Annotated in this window: 23 protein-coding genes; 15 read left to right on the forward strand and 8 right to left on the reverse strand. The window is 42.0% G+C overall.

What is annotated here, in order from left to right:
• The first annotated feature begins 32 nt into the window (after positions 1-32).
• From L3V77_RS07230 to L3V77_RS07250, 5 genes are all read left to right on the forward strand, one after another.
• Positions 33-1,133 carry a TRAP transporter substrate-binding protein gene (locus tag L3V77_RS07230; RefSeq protein ID WP_275136397.1) on the forward strand — a complete coding sequence of 367 codons (1,101 nt, stop codon included), beginning with the start codon at positions 33-35 and terminating at the stop codon, positions 1,131-1,133.
• A 129-nt stretch (positions 1,134-1,262) separates the two neighbouring features.
• A complete protein-coding gene (locus L3V77_RS07235) occupies positions 1,263-1,805 on the forward strand; it encodes a TRAP transporter small permease subunit (RefSeq protein ID WP_275136398.1) in 543 nt (180 codons plus the stop codon).
• Positions 1,802-3,085 carry a TRAP transporter large permease subunit gene (locus L3V77_RS07240; protein WP_275136399.1) on the forward strand — a complete coding sequence of 428 codons (1,284 nt, stop codon included), beginning with the start codon at positions 1,802-1,804 and terminating at the stop codon, positions 3,083-3,085. The genes L3V77_RS07235 and L3V77_RS07240 overlap by 4 nt, the downstream gene beginning before the upstream one ends.
• A gap of 121 nt (positions 3,086-3,206) precedes the next feature.
• A complete protein-coding gene (locus tag L3V77_RS07245) occupies positions 3,207-4,583 on the forward strand; it encodes a cache domain-containing protein (RefSeq protein ID WP_275136400.1) in 1,377 nt (458 codons plus the stop codon).
• Positions 4,568-5,206, forward strand: coding sequence for a response regulator transcription factor (locus L3V77_RS07250; protein ID WP_275136401.1), 639 nt, complete (start codon positions 4,568-4,570; stop codon positions 5,204-5,206). The genes L3V77_RS07245 and L3V77_RS07250 overlap by 16 nt, the downstream gene beginning before the upstream one ends.
• A 188-nt stretch (positions 5,207-5,394) precedes the next feature.
• On the opposite strand, the gene L3V77_RS07255 is transcribed toward L3V77_RS07250, so the two are convergent.
• The 6 genes from L3V77_RS07255 to pabB form a co-directional block, all read right to left on the reverse strand.
• Complete coding sequence (locus tag L3V77_RS07255; protein ID WP_275136402.1) at positions 5,395-6,585, reverse strand: amino acid aminotransferase; 1,191 nt, start codon at positions 6,583-6,585, stop codon at positions 5,395-5,397.
• A 212-nt stretch (positions 6,586-6,797) separates the two neighbouring features.
• A complete protein-coding gene (locus L3V77_RS07260) occupies positions 6,798-8,243 on the reverse strand; it encodes an HD domain-containing phosphohydrolase (RefSeq protein WP_275136403.1) in 1,446 nt (481 codons plus the stop codon).
• Between the two features lie 177 nt (positions 8,244-8,420).
• Entirely contained in the window at positions 8,421-9,821 is a 1,401-nt protein-coding gene (gene asnS, locus L3V77_RS07265; RefSeq protein WP_195703064.1) for an asparagine--tRNA ligase, read from the reverse strand.
• Positions 9,822-10,054: 233 nt separating this feature from the next.
• Positions 10,055-10,525 carry a GNAT family N-acetyltransferase gene (locus tag L3V77_RS07270; protein WP_275136404.1) on the reverse strand — a complete coding sequence of 157 codons (471 nt, stop codon included), beginning with the start codon at positions 10,523-10,525 and terminating at the stop codon, positions 10,055-10,057.
• Between the two features lie 49 nt (positions 10,526-10,574).
• Positions 10,575-11,162, reverse strand: coding sequence for a CoA pyrophosphatase (locus tag L3V77_RS07275; protein ID WP_275136405.1), 588 nt, complete (start codon positions 11,160-11,162; stop codon positions 10,575-10,577).
• Between the two features lie 14 nt (positions 11,163-11,176).
• The gene (gene pabB, locus L3V77_RS07280; RefSeq protein WP_275136406.1) at positions 11,177-12,547 is read right to left on the reverse strand and encodes an aminodeoxychorismate synthase component I; all 1,371 of its coding nucleotides are present in this window, start codon (positions 12,545-12,547) and stop codon (positions 11,177-11,179) included.
• A gap of 143 nt (positions 12,548-12,690) precedes the next feature.
• Between pabB and L3V77_RS07285 the strand changes: the two genes are divergently transcribed.
• From L3V77_RS07285 to L3V77_RS07325, 9 genes are all read left to right on the forward strand, one after another.
• A complete protein-coding gene (locus L3V77_RS07285) occupies positions 12,691-14,205 on the forward strand; it encodes a fumarate hydratase (RefSeq protein ID WP_275136712.1) in 1,515 nt (504 codons plus the stop codon).
• A 207-nt stretch (positions 14,206-14,412) separates the two neighbouring features.
• A complete protein-coding gene (locus tag L3V77_RS07290; RefSeq protein WP_195703068.1) occupies positions 14,413-14,598 on the forward strand; it encodes a hypothetical protein in 186 nt (61 codons plus the stop codon).
• Positions 14,599-14,734: 136 nt separating this feature from the next.
• The gene (locus L3V77_RS07295; protein WP_275136407.1) at positions 14,735-16,123 is read left to right on the forward strand and encodes a YcjX family protein; all 1,389 of its coding nucleotides are present in this window, start codon (positions 14,735-14,737) and stop codon (positions 16,121-16,123) included.
• On the forward strand, positions 16,120-17,142 hold the full coding sequence (locus tag L3V77_RS07300; protein WP_275136408.1) for a TIGR01620 family protein: 1,023 nt from the start codon (positions 16,120-16,122) through the stop codon (positions 17,140-17,142). The genes L3V77_RS07295 and L3V77_RS07300 overlap by 4 nt, the downstream gene beginning before the upstream one ends.
• A gap of 178 nt (positions 17,143-17,320) precedes the next feature.
• Complete coding sequence (tyrR, locus tag L3V77_RS07305) at positions 17,321-18,868, forward strand: transcriptional regulator TyrR (protein ID WP_275136409.1); 1,548 nt, start codon at positions 17,321-17,323, stop codon at positions 18,866-18,868.
• Positions 18,868-19,449: a GNAT family N-acetyltransferase gene (locus tag L3V77_RS07310; RefSeq protein ID WP_275136410.1), complete on the forward strand. Its 582-nt coding sequence runs from the start codon at positions 18,868-18,870 to the stop codon at positions 19,447-19,449. The genes tyrR and L3V77_RS07310 overlap by 1 nt, the downstream gene beginning before the upstream one ends.
• Positions 19,446-20,039 carry an HD domain-containing protein gene (locus tag L3V77_RS07315; protein ID WP_275136411.1) on the forward strand — a complete coding sequence of 198 codons (594 nt, stop codon included), beginning with the start codon at positions 19,446-19,448 and terminating at the stop codon, positions 20,037-20,039. The genes L3V77_RS07310 and L3V77_RS07315 overlap by 4 nt, the downstream gene beginning before the upstream one ends.
• A 17-nt stretch (positions 20,040-20,056) precedes the next feature.
• Positions 20,057-20,530: a DUF2947 domain-containing protein gene (locus L3V77_RS07320; protein WP_275136412.1), complete on the forward strand. Its 474-nt coding sequence runs from the start codon at positions 20,057-20,059 to the stop codon at positions 20,528-20,530.
• 15 nt (positions 20,531-20,545) lie between these two features.
• A complete protein-coding gene (locus tag L3V77_RS07325; protein ID WP_275136413.1) occupies positions 20,546-21,076 on the forward strand; it encodes a 3'-5' exonuclease in 531 nt (176 codons plus the stop codon).
• A 104-nt stretch (positions 21,077-21,180) separates the two neighbouring features.
• Here L3V77_RS07325 and L3V77_RS07330 read toward each other — a convergent pair whose 3' ends face one another.
• Entirely contained in the window at positions 21,181-21,627 is a 447-nt protein-coding gene (locus L3V77_RS07330; protein ID WP_275136414.1) for a TerB family tellurite resistance protein, read from the reverse strand.
• 132 nt (positions 21,628-21,759) lie between these two features.
• On the opposite strand from L3V77_RS07330, the gene L3V77_RS07335 reads away from it, so the two are divergent.
• Positions 21,760-22,485 (forward strand): sulfite exporter TauE/SafE family protein, encoded by a 726-nt coding sequence (locus L3V77_RS07335; RefSeq protein WP_275136415.1) that lies wholly within the window; start codon positions 21,760-21,762, stop codon positions 22,483-22,485.
• On the opposite strand, the gene L3V77_RS07340 is transcribed toward L3V77_RS07335, so the two are convergent.
• Positions 22,475-22,843, reverse strand: coding sequence for a hypothetical protein (locus tag L3V77_RS07340; protein WP_275136416.1), 369 nt, complete (start codon positions 22,841-22,843; stop codon positions 22,475-22,477). The two genes, L3V77_RS07335 and L3V77_RS07340, sit on opposite strands and share 11 nt — an antisense overlap.
• Positions 22,844-22,962: the final 119 nt, after the last annotated feature.

The raw sequence follows: 22,962 nt of genomic DNA on the forward strand, positions 1-22,962 counted from the left end.
AGTATCGGTAAAATAACAAAGGACGTAAAAAAATGAGTCTAATTTCGAAATCAGTGAAACGAGTCTTTACAGGGACGATGGTTGTCGCTGCAGTATGTATATCGCTAATGGCGACGAGTGCGACTGCCGCTGACAAAGTGTATCGATTAAAATTAGCAGAAACATGGGGACCTAACTTCCCTGTATTTGGTGATGCAACGAAGAATATGGCGGCAATGGCAGAGAAAATGTCAAATGGTCGGCTGGTGATTCGTATCGACTCTGCGAACAAACACAAAGCACCGCTTGGTGTATTTGATATGGTTAAATCTGGACAGTACGATATGGGACATTCGGGCTCATATTATTGGAAGGGTAAAGTACCCAATACATTGTATTTTACATCGATGCCTTTCGGTATGACGCCTGCAGAGCAGTACGCTTGGTTTTATCACGGCGGTGGTATGGAGTTGATGGATAAGGTTTACGCTCCTCACAACCTGCTTTCATTCCCTGGTGGTAACACGGATATACAGATGGGTGGTTGGTTTCAAAAAGAGATCAACAGTGTTGACGACCTAAAAGGGTTGAAAATGCGTATACCTGGATTCGCAGGTGAAGTATTGGCTGAACTGGGTGCAAAACCAACTAATATTGCGCCTGGAGAGCTATATACATCTTTAGAGCGTCGCACCATAGATGCATTAGAGTGGGTTGGTCCTTCGTTAGATCTTCGTATGGGGTTCCACAAAATTGCACCTTATTACTATACAGGTTGGCATGAGCCGGGTTCTGAATTGCAGTTCTTAGTGAATAAGCGTACTTATGAGAAGTTACCAGAAGATTTACGCGAAATTTTAAGAATAGCAATGCGCACCGCAGCTTATGACATGTACACACAAGCAACGCATGAAAGTGGTAAGAACTGGGTATCAATGAAGACGGAATATCCAAACGTTCAAGTTAAGGACTTTCCACCTGCAGTAATGAAAGCATTACGCGAAGCAAATGATAAACTACTTGCCGAGCATGCAGCTAAAGACCCACTAACGAAAGAGATTCAAGATTCTCAAGCGTCTTACTTAAAACAAGTACGTTCATGGACCAATATTTCCCATCGAGCCTACCTAAACAGCCAAGCCGCGTCTGAATAAAGGCTAAATAGCAAAAAGGGCAAGAAAAATAATAACTTGCTCTAGAACCCTAAGAAGAAATCCATAATAATAACAAGCGCTGCCATAAGGCAGCGCAATAATTAAATTATAAATTCCACGGAGTTCGGAATGAGAAGTCTTATCAAGATGGAACAGTTGTTCAATCGTATAGGCGATCTATTAGGCTGGTTAGCCAGTATTTTATTTATCCTGCTTGTTATAAATGTTGTTTACGATGTCGTTATGCGTTATGCATTCAACGATGTATCTATTGGTTTCCAAGAACTGGAATGGCACCTTTTTTCTGCTGTATTTTTACTTGGTGTCCCTTACGCAATTCGTACCGCGGGACATGTAAGAGTTGATATTTTTTATGAAAGATTATCCACAAGAGCACAATCTATTATTGATCTGATAGGCACCCTTGTTTTTTTACTCCCTTTTTGTCTTTTAGTTGCTTGGTATGGTATTGATTTTGCGAAAGAAAGCTATGCGCTTGGTGAAACATCCGGTGACCCAGGTGGTCTAGCTTATCGTTGGATTATTAAAGCACTCATACCACTTTCGTTTATGTTTATGGCACTCAGTGGCGTTGGTCTTTTACTCAATTCTATCAATAATATTATCAGTCCTAAAAGAGCTATCTTAGAGACGAAGAGGAACGAATCATGATCGGTATAGTGATGTTTTTTGTTGCTCTCTTGGCTTTGTTACTTGGTTTTCCTGTTGCCTTTACATTTGGTGGTATCGCTTTCCTATTTGGTACTTGGGCCGAGGGAATCGAGATGTTTGCTTTCATGCCTTATCGAATACAGTCGATAATGGAGAATACCGTTCTGATGGCGGTCCCGTTATTTGTATTCATGGGCTTAGTATTGCAAAAGACCAAATTGGCAGAGCAGCTATTAGAGTCTATGGGACGCCTGTTTGGGGATGTTCGTGGTGGTATAGCAATATCAACCGTTTTAGTAGGCGCATTGTTAGCCGCATCTACTGGAGTGGTAGGCGCATCTGTTGTAGCGATGGGCCTCATTTCTCTGCCAGTAATGCTTAAATATAATTATGATAAGGGCTTAGCTTGCGGAACGATTTGTGCCTCAGGTACCTTAGGTCAGATTATCCCTCCTTCCATCGTTTTGATTCTATTGGGTGATGTGCTCGGTGTACCGGTTGGAGACCTTTTCCAAGCGGCAATATGGCCAGGTTTCGTACTAGTCGGTGCCTACATTATCTATATCCTTATCTACGCTAAGCTTAATCCAGAAGCGACACAAACAATAGAAAGGGATGAGTCGATATCACGTCAAGAAGAAGTCATCACTGCCCTTAAAGCGGTTATCCCTCCTCTTGCACTCATTATTGTTGTATTAGGGTCGATATTTGCGGGTATTGCAACGCCAACAGAATCGGCGGCATTGGGTGGCACAGGGGCGATTGTTCTTGCGCTTCTATATAAGCAATTTAGCTTCCGTATGGTCTACGAGGCATCGAAGGAGACCGTAAAAGTAACCGCTATGGTGTTTGCAATATTACTCGGTGCAACGGCCTTTTCCATGGCCTTCACCTATACCGGTGGTGACATACTTGTAGAAGAGTGGATGCTTGATTTGCCGGGAGAAAAATGGGGATTTTTAATCATTGTAATGCTCGTGATATTGGTTCTCGGGTTCTTTATCGATTTCGTTGAGATCTGCTTTATTATTGTCCCTATTATTGCACCTGTCGCAGAGCTTATGGGGATCAATATGGTTTGGTTTGCTATCTTGGTTGCGATGAACCTCCAAACTTCCTTCCTCACACCACCATTTGGTTTTAGCCTATTTTACCTGAAAGGGGTCGCTCCCAAAGGGGTGACGACAGCCGATATTTACCGAGGTGTATTACCCTTTATTCTGATTCAAGTAGCGGTTTTAGTTAGCCTATTGGTTTTCCCTGGTTTCTATGGAATGTGATCGAATCCGAGGTTAATCCTTATTAATTACAAACTATTAACATAAGTTGTTATGATAAAACCGTTCGTTTTTGCGAACGGTTTTTTATTTGGTCCAAGCTAAGGTTATTTAGGGAAAGAAAATGCCACTTAAAGCAAAATTAATCCTATTGACCCTCATTCCTTTGATTATAGTGAGTGCCAGTATCAGTTGGATATCTATCTATCAAGCCAAATCCCTTGGTCAAAAAGAGATCGAGATATTCCGTGATAACTTAATACAGGCCCGAGAGTCTGCTTTAAAAGACAGTATCGATATGGCCATCAGCGCTATTCAGCCAATATACGAAAATGCATCATCTAGTGACCTCGCCGCACAAGAGCAGGTAAAAACAATCTTAGGTCAACTGAGTTACGGAAACGATGGGTATTTTTTTGTTTACGATAGGAATGGAGTGAATTTAGTCCATCCTATGTTGCCGGAACTTGTTGGTAAAAACTTGATGGAGTTCCAAGACAACAACGGTGATTATCTTATTGAAGCATTGTTGTTTCAAGCGCAAGCTGGTGGTGGCTTTCATCGGTACCTATGGCAAAAACCATCAACCAATGAAGTGGTTCAGAAGCTAAGTTATGCCTCCTGGCTCGACAAGTGGGGATGGATGATCGGCACCGGACTCTATATAGAAGACATCAGCAATGAAGTGATGCAGATGCAAGATACGGTAAACAAAAATATCGAAACCACGTTTTTTTCGGTTATCTCAATATTGGCGGTCACGGTTGCCGTCATAATTGTACTGACCTTGGCTATCAATTTACATGAACATAGGTTAGCGGATAGAAATCTAAAAGAACTGGCCCATAAAACAGTCATGTTTCAAGAGGATGAAAAGAAACACTTGGCACGGGAGTTACATGATGGCATTAATCAATTACTGGTATCGAGTAAGTGTCACCTTGAGATTCTAGATAACAAACTGGATCACAGTGAAATGAGTGATGTGCTTAACCAACATATTGAAAAATCGCAAAGCTCATTGTCGATGGCGATTAATGAAGTTCGTAGAATTTCACATAACCTTAGACCCAGTGCACTAGATGATATTGGTTTAGAGGCCGCTTTGATGACGTTGTTAAAGGATTTTAAATCACATTCTGAGATCGAAATAGAAACGCTCTTTGATACTCAAGACGGCAAGCTTAATTCTGAAATTGCGACGACGCTTTATCGAGTCACCCAAGAGTCGCTAACCAATATTGAAAAACATGCAAATGCTTCAAAAATCACAGTTATCTTGCATCAGATGGGTAACATGTTACAGCTGATGATTCGAGATGATGGGGTTGGATTTGACGAAGTCGATGGTTTAGTTAAAAAAGGTATTGGTCTGCGAAATATGAGAGAAAGGGTAGAATTTATTGGCGGGGAGTTTGAGCTTTCAAGTGAACCGCATTTAGGCACGGAGATCACTGTGTTGCTTAACTTGGATGGGTTGATGGTATGGAAAAACCGATAAGAATTATCATTGTAGATGATCATCAAGTTGTATTAGAAGGCTTTATGGCCAGACTAGAGATTGAGCCTGAAATCCAAGTCGTGGCAACGGCATCAAATGGATTGGAAGCGATAGATACAGTTAAACAACATCAACCTGACGTGGTTCTAATGGACGTGAGTATGCCAATTATGAATGGTATTGACGCGACCAAATTAATAAAAGAAGAATTCCCCGATGTGAAAGTGCTGATGTTAACCATGCACGACAACCGTGAATATATAATCAATGTCATGCAAGCTGGCGCGGTTGGGTACATGCTTAAAGAAATATCAGCTGAAAAAATGGTACAGGCTATCAAGACGGTTAACTTGGGTTCAACTTACTTCTGTGAATCGACAACGCAAACGCTGTTTGCTGAAGCGGTTATACCAGCGGCTAAAAAGGCAAACCCTTTAAGTCGTCGAGAGGAAGCGGTATTAAAACTTGTTGCGCAAGGTAGTAGTAGTAAAAAGATAGCGAGTCTTTTGAATATTAGTTACCGAACCGTTGAAACTCACAGGCAAAACATAAAACACAAATTGAATGTGCATTCTACTGCGGAACTCGCTAAATACGCCGTTGAAACTGGGTTGCTAAATTGACAAACTAAACGTCAACACTATCTCTTATCAAGCAAAGCAAACTTGCAATTAGTAGTAATTTGGATGCCTGTTCCATCATATCCATATTACTAGTCAGTTAACTGTTCAGATTGGTATTAAAAGGTAGGCAAAAAAAACCGTCCCAGATCGGGGACGGTTCATTCGAAGTCAGGGGGTTAATGCGGCCATTATAGAACTGCGGCAATACCTTTACAAAGCGGTCCCATGTTTGCTTTGGTCATACCTGCAACACTTACACGACCAGAACCTACAATGTAGATAGAGAACTCTTGCTTTAAACGTTCTACCTGACCTTTATTTAGACCAGAGAAAGAGAACATGCCATTTTGACGTTCGATAAAACTGAAATCGCTCGCCACGCCTTCTGCTTTTAGTGTTTCTACAAACAGCGTGCGCATCTCTTGAATACGATCGCGCATTTCTGCGACTTCTAGTTCCCATTCTGCTCTTAGCTCAGGATTGTTCAGGATATAGGTGACAACTGCTGAACCGTGGGCTGGTGGGTTAGAATAAATTGAACGAATAATGGCTTTAATTTGAGAGAATGCAGTTGCCGCCACTTCATCAGATTCGGCAACAATCGTAAATGCACCAACCCGTTCGTTATAGAGCCCAAAGTTTTTAGAAAAAGAGCTCGCAACTAACATTTCTTTATTAAATTTAGCAAAAGTACGCAGACCAGATGCATCCTCTTCCACGCCTTTTGCAAAGCCTTGGTAAGCGAAGTCAAATAAAGGAACCAGTTTTTTGTCAGCACACAGTTTAGCAAGTTGCTCCCACTCTTCTGCGGTTGGGTCGATACCTGTAGGGTTATGACAACAACCGTGTAGTAGAACAATATCCCCTTCGCTAGCATGAGAGAGATCAGCGACCATTGCAGAGAAATCTTTCTCTTTTAACGCCGCGTTGTAATAACTGTATTGAACGGTTTCTAAACCTGCAGCGGTAAACACGCTATTGTGATTCGCCCAAGTAGGGTTGCTTATCCAAATCTTAGGCGAACCTAATTGACGCTTAATGAATTCGCCTGCTAGACGCAGTGCTCCAGTACCACCAGGGGCCTGTGCTGTTTTCGCTCGCTTAGTAGAGACTATCTCTGCGTCAACACCGAACAGGAGTTTTTGCACGGCTAGACCGTATTCTGCAGTACCTTCAATGGTGAGGTAAGATTTTGTTTTTTCAGATTCTAGGATGGCCGCTTCAGCTTTCTTCACGGTTGCAAGTACAGGGGTTGTTCCTTGCTCATCCTTATAAATACCAGCACCTAGGTTGATTTTTTTAGGGTTGGTGTCTTTTTTAAATAGCTCTGTTAGGCCAAGAATAGGGTCGGCCGGAGCCGCAGCAACTTTCTCAAACATAATCTTCATCCGTGTTAATTAGTAGTGGGTTATTTTATTTATACCTGTATGAATGAAAACTGACAACAGTAAAAAAGAAGAAAAACCTAAATAAAGTTAATTTGGATGAATTTAATGATTTAAGTCAGCCTATTTAGCACTTTAAACAGTAAAAATTCCAAATTCAGCTGAACTTTTTGAATGTTGTTGTTCATAAATTACGCATAAAAGCGTTATTGGTTTTTATCTTTAAAACGTGCAGCAATCTCAACGAACTCAGATTCTACCGACAAGAAGGCTTCCACTACTAGGGGGTCAAAGTGACTGCCTGAGCCTTCCAGTATGATAGATTTTGCTTTTTCATGACTAAAAGCTGGCTTATAGACTCTTTTCGAGATTAACGCGTCATAAACATCAGCCAAAGCCATTAATCGTCCAGAAATTGGGATGTTGCTGCCTGACAACTGCTTTGGATACCCAGAACCGTCCCATTTTTCATGGTGGGTCAATGATATCTCTTTGGCCACATTTAGGAATGAGCATGGCCCTAATTGCTCTTCGGCAAAGGAGAGGGCATCCGCACCAATCTGAGGATGTTGTTTCATTATTTCAAACTCTTCTTCGGTGAGTTTTCCGGGTTTGAGCAATACGTTGTCAGGGATGCCAACTTTACCCATGTCGTGCAGCGGTGCTGATTTGTGTAGAATGTCAATATACGAAGCGGACAACGTCTCAGAATGCAAAGGGTGTGAAGATAGGTTTTGGGCCAATGCTTTCACGTACTGCTGTGTTCTGAGGATATGAGCGCCCGTTTCATTGTCGCGCGTTTCAGCCAGTGCGGATAGACTTACAATGGCGATGTCGCGGGTGTTTTCTACTTCTGCTCTTGAAGAGTGAAGAGAGTCGAGCATATTATTGGTCAACGATGCGACTGAGCCTAATTCGTCGTTATCAAATATAGGAACACGAATATCGACTTCTCCAGCGCTTACTTTCTCTAACGCAAGTTCCTGAGAGTCGAATAGTTGCTTTAATAGTTTTGTCCATAAGACGATTATAGTTGCGCCGTATGCCATAAGAACGAACGAAACATAGATAAACTCCTTCAGTACGCTAATTCGACCAGAGCCATCTAAAAGCCGTTCAGGGTTATGTTCAAGCCAATAGATATCTTTAACTTCAATCATTGTCAGAGACGCGATTGTTGCAATAATAAGCAACGAAAATAGAGAGATCATCTGCGTGATGATGGAGCGACGTTCGCCAGTTAAAGAGGTTAGAAATTGGTCACTTGCCACGTGTCGATTTTTTTCCAGAAGCTCCAATATAGTGCCAGATAGAAAACCAAACAGTGCCATACCAAAGATGACTTTCAAATTGCTGTCGTAAGGGAATTCATAGTTCAAGTTGTAGAACCCTGCCAGCGGGAGACTGAATGCAACAAAGAGCAGTGTATCTAATTTGGAGAGCTGCCCATTGAATGGAAAAAAACCACGTGTAGATAAAATATGACGGGTGACGAACATGGCAAAAAAGGTTATTGCGACATGAGACCCTATCTCGACAGCAGACAATGTTTCTAGCATCGGACAGACTCGGCCACCGTACGTACCGAAAATGATGCCAGCGATTGAATAACTCATTAAGGTATTAGTGAATTGATACTTCGGTTGATACATGGCCTGTCCCTAGAATGTCACTGGCAGTTATCTTAATTGATAAGACCTAATGGCCAACCAGTTTATTTCATGCTGATAGAAATGGAACGAAAATCATAAAAAAAGCCGCCTAAATTGGGCGGCTCTTAGCATTTTTCAAATAACGCTTTGCTGATTTAACGAAGCAAAAGACAGCGTTTAGAAATTTGCGCTTCTTGGCGTTCTTGGGAATGGAATAACATCACGTACGTTTGCCATGCCAGTAACGTAGGTTACAAGACGTTCGAAGCCCAAACCAAATCCAGAATGAGGCACAGTCCCATAGCGACGAAGATCGCGATACCAGCCCATGTGTTCCGGGTCGATATTCATCTCGCGCATGCGGTTATCAAGAACATCAAGGCGTTCTTCACGTTGAGCACCGCCAATAATCTCACCGATACCTGGTGCGAGAACATCCATTGCAGCGACTGTTTTGCCATCGTCATTCATACGCATATAGAATGCTTTGATGTCTTTTGGGTAGTTTTTAACTATCACTGGTGCTTTGAAATGCTCTTCCGCTAAGAAGCGCTCATGTTCCGATGACATATCGATACCCCATTCAACAGGGAACTCAAATTCTTTACCAGAATCAATGAGAATCTGGATGGCATCTGTGTAATCGACTTGTGCAAAGTCAGCGTCTACGAATTGTTCTAGTCGAGTAATTGCTTCTTTGTTAATACGTTGAGCAAAGAACTCTAAGTCATCGCGATTCTCTTCTAGTACGGCTTTAAACACGTACTTGAGCATGTCTTCAGCTAACGACGCTATGTCATTAAGATCGGCGAAAGCAACCTCAGGTTCCACCATCCAAAATTCGGCTAAGTGACGACTTGTGTTTGAATTTTCTGCACGGAATGTAGGACCAAAGGTATAGACTTTACTCAGCGCACATGCATAAGCTTCAGCGTTAAGTTGGCCCGATACCGTTAGGAATGTCTCTTTGCCGAAGAAATCTTCGTTATAATCGATATCACCTTGCTCTGTACGAGGGAGGTTAGTCATATCTAATGTAGATACTCGGAACATCTCACCAGCGCCTTCAGCATCGGAAGAGGTGATGAGAGGTGCAGACATCCAATAGTAACCATTTTCATGGTAGAAACGATGTATTGCTTGCGATAAGCAGTTACGCACGCGAGCAACAGCTCCAATAACATTAGTGCGTGGACGTAGGTGAGCAACCTCGCGCAAATACTCGATAGAATGACGAGTCTTTGCCATTGGATAAGTGTCCGCATCTTCGACCCAACCGACAACATTAACGTCTGTGGCTGCGAGTTCAAAGTCTTGCCCTTTTGCTGGTGACTCAACAATAGTACCGGTTACTTCGACAGAACAGCCTGCGGTGAGTTTTAATACTTCATTAGAATAATTATTTAAATTATTAGGGACCACGGCCTGAATCGGGTCGAAACAAGAGCCGTCATAAATGGCGAGGAAAGAGATACCGGCTTTGGAATCTCGACGTGTACGGATCCAGCCACGAACAGTTACTTCACTGTCTACCGCTAGCTTTCCGCCTAAAACGTCTTTTACAGGCGCGTAAGTCATTTTATTTTTATTCTCCATAAAGAATGAACAGCAAAACATGTCGCTTGTTTGCAACGATGTTTACCAAATTTAGAAATTGTTATATTCAACCTGCGATATTACCTGTCAAATAAATAGCTTCAAGCACAAATGACAAATAAACATAGAAAAAGTACAAAATGAAGACGAGTGAGGTCAAATTCGGGTCTGACGGGCTATGTTTTATTTAAAATAGGCTTTTTGTTGTTGATAAATTAGCCGATTTGTTTCCTCAAAATATGTTGCGGACCAGCGTCACCACCAAAATAAAGAACCCCTGTATCGATAAAGCCCGCTTTCTCATAACAGCGATAAGCCGCAAGGTTCTTTTTGTTTACGGTTAAGCAGATAGAACGGCTATCGGCATAAGCACCATAAGCATAAACGAGTATTCGTTGCATGGCTAATGTACCATAGCCTTTGCCTTGATATTGTTTTCCAATCACGAAGTTGCGAAGACCTAACTCGTTCTTCTCTGCAAAGGTGTATTTTTTTGAAAAGGCGGTATCTAAGATGAAAAACCCGAGTAATTCTTTACCTTCATTAACAACGTAAAACTCGTATTCTGGTAATCTATTTTTATACAATTCTCCAAACATCGATACAAACGGCTGCTGCTCTGAACTAATTTCCAGTTCCATCAGTGTCGAATAATCTCTCAGTTTGGCTTTTCTTATGGTAATCATTGATTGAACAAGTCCAAATTGTCGTTACGAGTACGATGCGTAGAATAACTCAATTTAATTGAAGTTGCAGTGCTTGAATTATTTGCGCTGTCACACCCCAAATGAAATGTTCTTTATAAGGGATAGCGAAGATTCGATGAGAATATGTCTTGAGTTGGAAAACTTGACTATAGAGTTGATCTATATCGAATAGGTGTGCGGCTGGTACTTCAAAAACGGTATCAACTTCGTTGGCATCGATGGTGGTCTGATAATCCTTGTTCACCAAGGCAATAACAGGTGTAACCATGAATTGGCTGAATGTCATTAATGGAGGCAATTGTCCGAGAATAGTAACCAATTTAGGATCAAGTCCAATCTCTTCGTTGGCCTCACGAATTGCGGTTTGTTGAAGTGAATTATCAAACGATTCTAGTTTGCCTCCTGGAAAGCTGATCTGCCCGGGATGATGACGTAGATGGTTAGCTCGTTTGGTCAGAATAATATGTAGACCATCGTGTCGCTCAACGCAAGCAATGAGCACCGCCGCTTTACGTAATGAAGATGGTTCCAACTTTCGCAAACGCTCTAGTGATTCTGCATGATATTCAACCGGGATATTTAAACAGAAATTTTGTAATAACGTTTGGTAATTCATCTATAAATATTCCCTCAATAATCCGCGAGTATCGGTAAAATTTGACTCAATTTGTCTAACGTTTCTTGGTATTCTGATGCCACTTGACTATCGGCAACTAAGCCACCGCCAGCCCATGCATATAAGCGTTGCTCTGTTGCAATTAACGTTCTAATAGTAATACTGCTGTCCATCTGACCAGAGCGGCTAATATAGCCAATACTGCCACAATAAATACTTCTTCGGTGCGGCTCTAACTCTTCAATAATCTCCATCGCACGAACTTTTGGCGCACCTGTAATCGAGCCTCCTGGGAAGCATGCGCGTAAGCAATCAGTGACGTTGTACTCTGCGGCTAACTCAGCAGTCACTGTGCTAACAAGGTGATGGACCGCAGGGAAGCTTTCAACTTCAAATAATAGTGGAACCTTCACTGTTCCAGGTTTTGCGACCCGACCGATATCATTGCGCAGAAGGTCAACGATCATCAGATTTTCGGCCTGGTCTTTTTCAGTATTAACGAGATCGTGGGCGTTTTCCATATCCTTTACTGGATTCTTAGACCGTGGACGTGTGCCCTTAATTGGCTTTGTCTCAATATTTTGCCCTTTTATTTGTAAAAAACGCTCAGGAGAGATACTTAAAACCGCGCTGTTTTCCAGTTTTATAAAGGCAGAGAAGGGAGCTTGGTTTGCTTGCTCTAGTATTTGATAAGCCTGCCAAATACTACCTTGATAATCGGCGCAAAACCGCTGTGCGAGGTTAATTTGGTAGCAGTCACCTGAGTGTAAGTATCTATATACAGCGTTAAACTTTGACGTGTAGTCAGCCTTGGACATGTTTGACTGCCATTGAGAAGAAAGGGCAAAACGGGTCTGCATGGCCTCTTTTAGATTGAGTAACCAAGTGAGGTGCTTATCAATGTTGTTTCCAACTATACAGGCGGTTTGTTCGAGATGATCGATGACCACTGCCCATTCATAAATACCAATCGCCATGTCTGGCGTGTCTATGTCTTTCGTCGCGATATTAGGGATTGTTTCTACTCGTCTACCCAAGTCGTACCCAAAATAACCCAGTGCGCCACCTATAAAAGGAAGATCGATGTCGATGTCGATATTAGGGAGAAGTGCTTCCTGAATTTCTTGAAGTAAGGTAAATGGGTCACGGTTGGATTTTTGTACTTCATTACCATGCGTTATTGAGGTTTGTTCTTCGGATGTCACGAGTGTCGCGATAGGTCGTGTAACCAATATATCGTAACGGCTGTCAGAATGATGCTTAGAAGCAGAACGAAGCAGCATCGACCAAGGAAGTTCCGAAATTGGTGTGAAAAGCGTTAACGCAAGGCTAGGGCTGTAGTCGAGTGGAATTGTACTGATGTGTTGAAATTTATTGGTATTCATTTGTTTGATTTGTGACAAAGGGTTCAATCACTGAATGGCGCTAGGTTGCGAGCAAGGGTATCATAATTTAAAAATTAAATAATATTCAGTTGGGTGTCATGGCACATTCTTTTGAATCAAAAAATGGAATAGAGAGGCAAGCAATGAACGTCATTCGTAAACAAGATCTAATCAGTAGTGTGGCTGACGCACTTCAATACATTTCGTACTACCACCCGCTCGATTTTATTAAGGCGTTGGAGAGTGCTTACGAAAAAGAGCAGAGTAAGGCAGCCAAGGATGCAATGGCTCAAATTCTTATCAATTCTCGAATGTCTGCGGAAGGTCGTCGGCCTATCTGTCAGGATACGGGTATCGTCACTTGTTTCGTAAACATTGGTATGCAAGTCCAGTGGGAGAGCGATCTGACGGTTCAAGAAATGGTCGATGAGGGGGTGCGTCAAGCATATACGAATCCTGATAACCCTCTGCGAGCATCGGTTTTGTCCGACCCCGCAGGTAAACGTATAAACACCAAAGACAATACGCCTGCGGTTGTTCATATCAATATGGTGCCGGGTGACAAGGTTGAAGTGCAGATCGCGGCTAAGGGTGGCGGCTCAGAAAACAAGACCAAGATGGTGATGCTGAATCCATCGGATGACATTGCAGAATGGGTAGAGAAAACATTGCCGACGATGGGGGCAGGTTGGTGTCCTCCAGGTATGCTCGGGATAGGTATCGGTGGGACGGCAGAAAAAGCAGCGGTATTGGCTAAAGAGTCGTTAATGGAAAATATAGATATCCAAGACTTGATTGACCGCGGCCCGTCAAATGCAGAAGAAGAGTTGCGTTTAGATATCTTTGACCGTGTTAATAAACTTGGTATTGGAGCTCAGGGTCTTGGTGGGCTCACTACCGTTGTCGACGTTAAGATTAAATCGGCTCCGACTCATGCGGCTTCTAAACCTGTTTGTATGATTCCGAACTGCGCCGCTACACGCCACACTCATTTTACACTTGATGGATCTGGACCAGCCGAACTAACGCCACCAAAACTAGAAGACTGGCCACAAATAACGTGGGAAGCAGATAAAAATACACGTCGAGTGAATCTTAATGAAGTGACCAAAGAGGACGTTAAAGAGTGGAAAACAGGTGAAACGGTTTTACTGTCAGGCAAGATCTTAACTGGTCGTGACGCGGCTCATAAACGTATTCAAAGTATGCTTGCAAGCGGCGAGGGTCTGCCTGAAGGTGTCGACTTTAAAGGTAAATTTATTTACTACGTCGGCCCCGTTGATGCGGTAGGTGATGAGGTTGTGGGTCCAGCAGGTCCAACAACCTCAACTCGTATGGATAAGTTCACTGATATGATGCTTGAAGAAACGGGCTTAATGGGAATGATAGGTAAGGCGGAACGAGGCCCTGAGGCTATTGAGTCTATTAAAAAGAACCAAGCCGTTTATCTAATGGCCGTTGGTGGCGCAGCCTATTTAGTTGCGAAAGCAATTAAGAAAGCTCGTGTTGTTGCTTTCGAAGAGTTGGGGATGGAAGCTATTTATGAATTTGATGTGGAAGATATGCCTGTTACCGTTGCCGTTGATTCGCGAGGCGCTAATGCGCACCAAATTGGTCCTGATACTTGGAAAGTAAAAATAGCAGAAGCAGCAAAATAATAACGTAATGTTGACAAAGCGCAGGATAATTTGCGCTTTTTCTTGATTTATCAATGGTATGGTATTTAATAAAAAGTAATCGTATTTTTTACAAATATTATGAATTAGGGTACCTCAAATGTTGTGCTATCAGTATTTGGCGTACCCTATATCGATCTCAAAATTAGATATATCGACCAAAAAATAAAAACAAGGATGGAATTTAAAATGGCTCGTTTTGTACAAGTACTTCAGCTCATCATTGCCGTTATCGTTGGTTTTTTCGTTGTGAAAGATATGATTTTGCAAGGTATTGGTGTTTTTAATCAGCAGTGGGTAATGATTAGCATCGTCACTACGTTGCTATTAGAACTCGCTCTCTTTGTCATATACAAATTGGTAGAAGAAGACTAGCAACGTCATAGATAACCGAACAAAGATTGATTAGTGAGAGTGCTAACCAATCTTTGTTTCTTTTTCTTTCACATCTCCTCACGTATCATCTCGCTAACCTATTCAGTGCCTAATCTCGTAGAGGATGCATAAATTAATGAAAAAAATCCGCCAAGAAGTTAATGACTTATTCCATCGAGGAATGGATAGCCATATGCGATTAGCTGTAACAGGGCTTTCCAAGGCAGGTAAAACGGCGTTTATAACCTCATTGAGCAATCAGCTTTTATACTCGTCTATTGATGACAATCTACCGCTGTTAAGTGCTGCAAGAGATAAGCGGCTAATCGGCGCAAAAAGAGTGCCGCAAACCAACATGATGGTTCCACGTTTCTCATATGATGAAGCCATGGACTCTTTACAAGAAGTGCCCGCTCAGTGGCCAGAGCCAACAAAAGATGTCAGTGAGATTCGCCTTGCTTTACGCTATAAGCCTAAAAAAGGGGCTAGGCGTCTATTGGCTGATTCATCAACCTTGTATCTTGATATCATCGATTATCCCGGAGAATGGCTACTAGACTTACCCTTATTGGAAATGAGTTTTGAGCAGTGGAGTGAAACGCAATTTGCATCGCTGAAAGGGATTCGGTCGGAGTTCGCTAAACCGTGGTTAGAGAGTTTAAAAGATCTCGATCCTCTAGCGGAAGCGAATGAAAAAGAGATTGAAAGAATTTCGTTAGTTTATACAGAATACCTATATCGCTGCAAAGAAGAAGGGCTGCATTGGGTGCAACCGGGCCGCTTTGTTTTGCCGGGAGAATTAAAGGGTGCGCCTGTTCTTCAGTTCTTCCCATACTCTGATACCGAGAATCCAGAACAGCTTAAGAAAGCAAGTAAGCATAGCGTCTATGGAATGCTGCGTACTCGTTATCAAGAGTACCAAACGAAAGTGGTTAAGCGTTTTTATAAAGAGTACTTCGCCACCTTTGACCGACAAATTGTATTAGTCGATTGCTTGCAACCATTGAATGCGGGTTATGAATCTTTCCATGATATGAAAAGTGCATTAGAGCAGATCATGAAAAGCTTTCGTTACGGTAGAAGCTCTCTATTAAAGCGGTTATTTTCTCCTCGAATCGATAAGATACTTTTTGCGAGTACAAAAGCAGACCATGTCACACCAGATCAACATACTTCGTTGCTTTCTCTGCTGCAACAGATGGTACATCCGTCATGGCAACACGCCGCTTTTGAGAACATCGATATGGAATGTATGACCATTGCGTCAATCCGTGCCACGACGACGGGATTTGTCTCAAATGGTGATGACAATGTACCGGCATTGCAAGGAACGACGAACGATGGTGTGCCGTTGACAATCTACCCCGGGGAAGTACCGGAAAAACTGCCAAAAAAAGAGTTTTGGGATAACAATCGGTTTGACTTTAACAGTTTTCGACCGATGGAGTCGAATAGTGATACCGCTTTGAATCACATCAGAATCGATAAAGCACTGCAATATTTAATTGGGGATAAACTTAAATGACAGAGTATAAATCTAAGCATATCTTTTCTGAGAACATCGATACGCCAACACAAGATGATATCGAACTGACTACCCATAAAACATTTGAAGAGCAGGTCAAATTTGTTCCTGCGGAGTTAGAAGAAGAGTCGGAAGCGTTAGCAGAAGAACAGCTAGAGTCAATTATCAGACCGAGTAAGAAACGCAAATGGCTAGGTGCCGGTTTGTTGGCTGTATTTACAGGTTTGATCGGTTGGCAAGCCGCAGACACTGTTATCACAGCGGTACAATCATCGAACTGGTTATCGGTAGGATGGTCTTTGTTTATGGCATCAATCGCTGGGTTGGGAATTTCGGCGATCGGTAAAGAACTATTAAAGCTAAGAAGATTACGCCATCATTTTTCTGTACATGAGCGGAGTGAAGAGTTACTAGAAAGCTCAGGACTTGGTAAAGGAAAATCTTTTTGTGAGCAACTGGCAAAAGAGAGCGGGATCAGCGATGTTAATCCGAGCTATAACCGTTGGCAAAGTGCAATAAACGATACGCACAACGACGCAGAAATATTGCAGATGTATGAAGGTATGGTCATCACTAAGCAAGATCAGCAAGCGAAAGCGATTGTGGCGAAATTATCCACAGAAGCGGCGGTACTTGTTGCAGTGAGCCCATTGGCTATTGTCGATATTTTGTTAGTTGCATGGCGAAATTTCAAACTAATTGATGAGCTAGCCCAAGTATATGGAGTCGAACTTGGTTACTGGTCAAGGTTGAAACTGTTTAAGCTGGTGTTGGTTAACATGGCAGTAGCAGGAGCAACAGAGGTGGCCACTGATGCCGGTATGGATCTGCTTTCTATGGATCTTGCGGGTAAAGTCTCTACTCGTGTCGCGCAAGGGTTTGGTGTTGGCATCTTAACGGCAAGGCTGGGTCTTAGAGCGATGTCCTTGTTGCGACCTATCCCGTGGAATCAAGAGAACAAAGTCCGATTAGGAGAAATTCGTAAGATTTTGCTAATCAAACTGAAAAATACGTTATAGAAGTTTGGTAATAACTGCACCGTTTTATATGACAAGATTCAGTCTTTAACGCGTGTTTATCCATCAGTTGAGGACCATTTTGAGTCGATCGCCTCAGAATCTGTTTATGATCTTGACGCCGTAAATTCCTTAATACAAACTGGTGTCAACTTTTCCTGACACCTTGAAGGATTTTTTCGTGCGTCTTGAAGTATTATGTGAAGACAGAGTGGGGCTTACCCGCGAATTGCTTGAATTACTTGCCTCTCGAAATATCGACTTGCGTGGTATAGAGATCGATGTCGTCGGTATCATATACCTATGCTGTCGAGAGATGGAATTTGAGGCTTTCAGTGAGTTAATGGCTCAAATAAGGCGTATATCTGGCGTAACTGATGTGCGAAAAATTCGATTTATGCCAAGTGAAAGACACAATACTGAATTGGTATCTTTATTGGCGAACCTACCAGATCCAGTATTATCTGTCAGTCTTACGGGTAGCATCGATATGGCAAACCACGCCGCGTGCGAATTACTTCGCAAGGATGTGGATGCAATTATTGGTGAACAAATTGCGATGTATGTACCTAGTTTCAATTTTGCTGACTGGATAGAAGGTGATGTTAATAGAAAACGAGAGTCGGTGGTCATTGATGGTCTCGATTACGTTCTAGAGGTTACACCTGTTTATATTAGCGGAGAGAATCAAGACGAATCCGTCCTTGCAAGTGCTGTAGTGACACTCAAATCAATTCTTCAAGATCAACTAAAGACGAATTTTCTTCCAGAGTCGAGCTCGATCGGGTTTGAACATTTTGTTGGTATTTCCAATCGACACAAATTTCTGATATCTCATGCAAAAAAATTGGCGATGCTGGACCAACCTCTGCTTGTTGAAGGTGAAACGGGTACCGGTAAAGAGATGATAGCGCGCGCATGTCATTCGCGTTCAGAAAGAGCAACCAAGCCTTTCTTAGTGCTCAATTGTGCATCCATGCCTGATGATGTCGCTGAGACAGAACTATTTGGACATGCTCCAGGGGCTTTTAACCAAGGCATTGGACATAAAGGTATCTTCGAACAGGCCGATGGCGGGATTGTTTTCTTAGATGAAATCGGCGAAATGAGCCCACATCTTCAGATTAAATTGCTTCGTTTTTTGCAAGACGGTACCTATAGACGAGTTGGCGCGGAAGACGAAATACATGTGGATGTAAGAATTATTGCTTCGACTAAGCAAAATCTGGCGACGTTGACCGAGTTAGGTAAGTTTAGAGAAGATCTTTATTATCGGCTTAACGTTTTAACGCTATCTATTCCCTCTCTTCGAGAGCGTTCAAGTGATGTATCACCGTTACTCGACTTATTTATTCATCGATATTCGCTTCAATTGGGTATAAGCAAGCCAAGTATCAGCCTTGAGGTCGTTGAAGAGCTATCTAATTATCAATGGCCGGGGAATATCAGAGAACTCGATAACATGGTATTAAGAGCGATAACGCAGCTTAGTGGACATTCGTTAACTATCGATGATTTTCAATTACCAAAAGTGGAGTCGAGTATGGTTAACCATATCGGCGTTAGTTTGGATGGGTCACTAGATGAGATTATGAAGGAGTATGAATCTCAAATTCTAGACAGGTTATATCAATCATTCCCATCGAGTCGAAAACTAGCAAAACGCTTAGGTGTATCACATACATCAATTGCAAATAAACTTAGAGAATATGGAATTAAGAAACTGTAATGTGGAAAGAATTTAAATTTTGCCGACTGGATGAAAGAGTTGGCGAACTGCAGGTCAGATTGGCCACAAAAGACGACGCTAAACTTATCAGTGATTACTTTATTAAAAACAAAGAATACCTACGTCCTTGGGAGCCGGTTAGAGAAAAGGCTTTCTTTACAGAAGCAGGATGGGAGAAAAAACTGATTAAACTTAACGAATTGCATTTGCTCGAACTGGGTTTTTACTGCCTTATCATTAATCGTATTTCTGGTGATATGCTGGGTACCATCTCCTTTAGTAATTTAACCCGTTTTCCTGTGCATTCTTGTAGCGTTGGTTATTCTCTAGACGAAGACATGCAAGGCAAAGGTATTATGAGTCAAGCGCTTAATCTAGCTTGTGGTTGGATGTTTAAGGTACAAAATATGCACCGCATATCCGCAAGTTATATGCCTATGAATTTGAAAAGTGCAGCGGTCCTAAAGTCAAAAGGATTCGAAAAAGTCGGTTTTGCAAAAGACTATTTATTGATTAACGGCAGATGGGAAGACCATAACCTTACCGCTTTGCTTAATAAAGAATGGCGAGAGAAAAAATGATAAGCGATAGACTAAGTAAACAGCTCGAATTAATCATGGAGCTAGACAAATTGAAATCGGTTTTGCGCAGAACGCGGGTTGAAAGTGCAGACAAAAGATTGGAAAACACAGCAGAACATAGCTGGCAAGTAGCATTGATGGCCATTATTTTACAAGAGCATTCGAACCAACCAGTCGATATTACTAAGGTTGTAAAGATGTTATTGCTGCATGATATCGTTGAAATTGACGCAGGTGATACCTTTGTCTACGATGCAGTAGCATCAGAAAATCAAGCGGAAAAAGAACAGCAAGCGGCGGACAGGTTGTTTGGCATGCTTCCAGATGACCAAGCGATGGAGCTGAAAGGAATATGGCTGGAGTTTGAAGAGGCTCAATCAGACGAGGCACTATTCGCTAAGGCGTTGGATAGAGTTATCCCAATATTAATGAACCACCAGAATCAAGGACAAAGTTGGGTTGAACATGGCATTGCGAGACAGCAAGTTATTGATATCAACGGTCGAATAGAGAAGGGCTCCAATGCCTTGTGGGAAAAAGCGTTAGAGATGATAAATGATTCAGTCGATAAAGGCTGGCTCAAGCCGTAGATTATGTGGGAATTGCAATGTCGTACCTAAATTTAGATGAATACAGTCGAAAGTGGATTTTTACCCACCAGTCGATGCCTATTGAAGAGAAGTATTTTCCATTAATAAAGCCAATGACTCAAGCTCGTTCGGCTCAGTTTTGGAAAGAGAACATCAGCAATCAGAGTCCTGATGCAGAACGATTTTCCAACCAAGATTGGCCAAGTAAGACCAACAGTTGGTTTAACGAAGTAAATTGGATGGAAGAATGGGAGAGCGATGACGCGGCGTTACCCGCCGATGTACTTGAACATATCGATTGGCAAGATGACGTCACCGTCTATTTTTGCTATGAAAAATATAATATTGTCGAGACTAAATGGTCGGTGTTTAAAGAGAATTGGAAGAACTTCCTATTTTACGATGATGGTCCAATATTATTGGGTAGAAGGCGAAAAGAAGCACTTTGGTTTGCCAGTGATGGCAGCGTAAAACTAGGTGAAAAGCAATAAAGAACAGGGTTTAACATGAATTACAATAGGGTCGTTTGTTTCGACTTAGAGATGTGTTGTTGGAACAAAGATGGCGTAGGTACGACCGGTGAGATCATTGAGATTGGTTTGGCTGAAATAGATCTGTCCACTCAGAAGATAGTGAGACGAGCACAATACTATGTAAAGCCAGAGCATGATCAGATCTCAGAATTTTGTGTTGAGCTAACCGGTATCACCTCAAAAACAATTCAAAAGCAAGGTCGGCCCTTAGAAGATGTATTTAAATCCATGATTAAATACTTCGGTGGTCCAAATAAAATCTACGCTGCGTGGGGGCGAGATGATCTCATTCTTAAGGATGAATGTATGGAAAAGGGGTTAGACGTTCCTTTTCATGAATATCTAAATTTAGCCACAATATATCGAATTCAAAACCGAGTTAAGGATCAACGAATCGGTCATCGAGCGGCGCAAGAATCAAAAGGAATAGAGTGGGAAGGCCGGCAGCATTCCGGTTATGTGGATGCGTATAATCTAGCGAAACTAGCATTTACCTTGTTATGAATTGATCATTTTATGGTGGGTTGATTTGGGTGTCGATGATGGACACCCAAATACTTACAAGCTCGTTCTATTTACCCTTCCACTCCAGATGCTGCATCTTTAGTTTACTTAGGTATAACACTGAGCTTGGCGCGAATAAACTCGCTATGATCCACGTATAAGAGCTCCGCGACCTTTCTGATAACAGCGTCTTCCTGAGGGTCTATATATCCATCAGCGTTGGCCACTTCCCACATTGCTTTCACAAGGTCAAAGCGCGCGGATTGCTCTAGCTCTCTTAGCTGAGTCGTGAAGTCGTAAAGAGAGACCGCTTGCTTAATGCTTTCTTTAGCCTGTTCGATTAAAGACTTGGCTTTTTGCTCATCAATATCGAGCAGATGCATGAGCAACACGAGTTTGGCTTTCTCTTCATCGTCTGCCACTTGAGAGTCTGCTGCTGCCACTTCACAAAGCAAAGAGGCGATAGCTAGATCGGGATCACTGATGGTATTGCCAGATAAGTCATTCCCTTCCAATAACTCTTTAAATATCGACTTTATAGATTTAAACATAATGGAACCCTATTCGTTTATCTTTATTAAAAGATATAGGCACAAAATATATTTACAACCCTTGTTTACGATAGTTTACAAAACTTGAACAAAAAAAGTTAAGATGCGGTTTTGTATTCGTAGTTTACTTTAATGATAGATTTAGACTCTTCCGTTCTTATCGCAATGGGAATTATATTCCTCGGTGCTTTTGTTCAAACGGCAATAGGTTTTGGCTTAGCCATTGTTTCTGCACCATTACTCTTCCATGTTTCTCCAGAATATGTACCCGCGCCAATCATTATTGCTGCGTTTTTTATCACGCTATTAAGTACCTTTAGAAACCGATCCAATATAGAGATGGGAGGGTTAAAAAGTGCAATAATCGGGCGGATACCAGGCTCTGTTGCTGGTGGTTTTTTGCTTGTTTACGTGTCAGTCGATTCTTTGTCGCTTTGGTTAGGTATTGCTGTCATCATCTCATTGGTTTTGAGTTTGCTACCGATTAGACTCGAACCAACAAGAAATAAAATGGCAGTAGCGGGCTTTTTGTCAGGATTTATGGGGACAAGTTCAGGTATTGGTGGGCCACCGATGGCAATATTGTTACAGCATCAAGATGCCAATAAGTTTCGTGGCAATCTGGCAGCATTTTTCTTGTTTAGCTCGTTGATGTCTCTTCTGGTACAGTTTTTTGTGGGTTACTTAACGTTAAACCATTTTTACTTAAGTTTGCCTTTAATCCCTGCGGCATGGCTTGGGTATAAAACGGCGACGTTAATTGTTCATCGATTATCAAAGCAATGGATTCGTTGGGCTGCGTTACTACTCTGTTTTGTTAGCGGTGCAGGGGCAATATTGGAAAGCGTTATTCGGTAGTTGACATCCACGCTAACGGGTCTTCTAATATTTCTATCACTTCGGTACTGCTTTTCTCGTGGGAAAGGATAAACAGCGATAAAAAAAGTTCTGCCTTCGCTTTTTGGTCAATCGTTTGATCGAACATTAGCTTCACTATTTGATCTTTTAACATAACGATTTCGTGCTCAACAAAGCCTCTGCCTTCGAGATCTCCCGCATCTTCTTCTGGTGCATTGTCAAACCGTAGATTAACAAGATCACCATCAAAACTGGCGTCTATCAACGATTCAGGTAGCCACTCTTCACCCGTTACTACATCAGGGTCTTGGCCTTTTGGAAGAGTAGAGAGGAACTGAACTAATTGAGAGGTTTTCACTTTTTACCACTGGGTCTGTTTAGAAGAACCTATTGTAACGATAACCTAAGTAAATGAATAACAAATCTTTACTAATAAGTCGGGTTAACAATGTTACGGCTTCTAGATATTGCTGTGAT

Origin of the sequence: Vibrio sp. DW001 (assembly GCF_029016285.1) — a bacterium.
Classification (GTDB): Bacteria; Pseudomonadota; Gammaproteobacteria; order Enterobacterales; family Vibrionaceae; genus Vibrio.

Excerpts from the sequence above, each read along its gene's own strand:
- L3V77_RS07245 (WP_275136400.1), top strand. The coding sequence starts at position 3,207 with ATGCCACTTAAAGCAAAATTAATCCTATTGACCCTCATTCCTTTGATT.
- L3V77_RS07315 (WP_275136411.1), top strand. The coding sequence starts at position 19,446 with ATGATAAGCGATAGACTAAGTAAACAGCTCGAATTAATCATGGAGCTA.
- asnS (WP_195703064.1), bottom strand. The coding sequence starts at position 9,821 with ATGACTTACGCGCCTGTAAAAGACGTTTTAGGCGGAAAGCTAGCGGTA.
- L3V77_RS07325 (WP_275136413.1), top strand. The coding sequence starts at position 20,546 with ATGAATTACAATAGGGTCGTTTGTTTCGACTTAGAGATGTGTTGTTGG.
- L3V77_RS07260 (WP_275136403.1), bottom strand. The coding sequence starts at position 8,243 with ATGTATCAACCGAAGTATCAATTCACTAATACCTTAATGAGTTATTCA.
- L3V77_RS07330 (WP_275136414.1), bottom strand. The coding sequence starts at position 21,627 with ATGTTTAAATCTATAAAGTCGATATTTAAAGAGTTATTGGAAGGGAAT.
- L3V77_RS07255 (WP_275136402.1), bottom strand. The coding sequence starts at position 6,585 with ATGTTTGAGAAAGTTGCTGCGGCTCCGGCCGACCCTATTCTTGGCCTA.
- L3V77_RS07240 (WP_275136399.1), top strand. The coding sequence starts at position 1,802 with ATGATCGGTATAGTGATGTTTTTTGTTGCTCTCTTGGCTTTGTTACTT.
- L3V77_RS07300 (WP_275136408.1), top strand. The coding sequence starts at position 16,120 with ATGACAGAGTATAAATCTAAGCATATCTTTTCTGAGAACATCGATACG.
- L3V77_RS07310 (WP_275136410.1), top strand. The coding sequence starts at position 18,868 with ATGTGGAAAGAATTTAAATTTTGCCGACTGGATGAAAGAGTTGGCGAA.
- L3V77_RS07250 (WP_275136401.1), top strand. The coding sequence starts at position 4,568 with ATGGAAAAACCGATAAGAATTATCATTGTAGATGATCATCAAGTTGTA.
- L3V77_RS07270 (WP_275136404.1), bottom strand. The coding sequence starts at position 10,525 with ATGATTACCATAAGAAAAGCCAAACTGAGAGATTATTCGACACTGATG.
- L3V77_RS07335 (WP_275136415.1), top strand. The coding sequence starts at position 21,760 with ATGATAGATTTAGACTCTTCCGTTCTTATCGCAATGGGAATTATATTC.
- L3V77_RS07320 (WP_275136412.1), top strand. The coding sequence starts at position 20,057 with ATGTCGTACCTAAATTTAGATGAATACAGTCGAAAGTGGATTTTTACC.
- L3V77_RS07295 (WP_275136407.1), top strand. The coding sequence starts at position 14,735 with ATGAAAAAAATCCGCCAAGAAGTTAATGACTTATTCCATCGAGGAATG.
- L3V77_RS07275 (WP_275136405.1), bottom strand. The coding sequence starts at position 11,162 with ATGAATTACCAAACGTTATTACAAAATTTCTGTTTAAATATCCCGGTT.
- L3V77_RS07285 (WP_275136712.1), top strand. The coding sequence starts at position 12,691 with ATGAACGTCATTCGTAAACAAGATCTAATCAGTAGTGTGGCTGACGCA.
- pabB (WP_275136406.1), bottom strand. The coding sequence starts at position 12,547 with ATGAATACCAATAAATTTCAACACATCAGTACAATTCCACTCGACTAC.
- L3V77_RS07235 (WP_275136398.1), top strand. The coding sequence starts at position 1,263 with ATGAGAAGTCTTATCAAGATGGAACAGTTGTTCAATCGTATAGGCGAT.
- L3V77_RS07230 (WP_275136397.1), top strand. The coding sequence starts at position 33 with ATGAGTCTAATTTCGAAATCAGTGAAACGAGTCTTTACAGGGACGATG.
- L3V77_RS07290 (WP_195703068.1), top strand. The coding sequence starts at position 14,413 with ATGGCTCGTTTTGTACAAGTACTTCAGCTCATCATTGCCGTTATCGTT.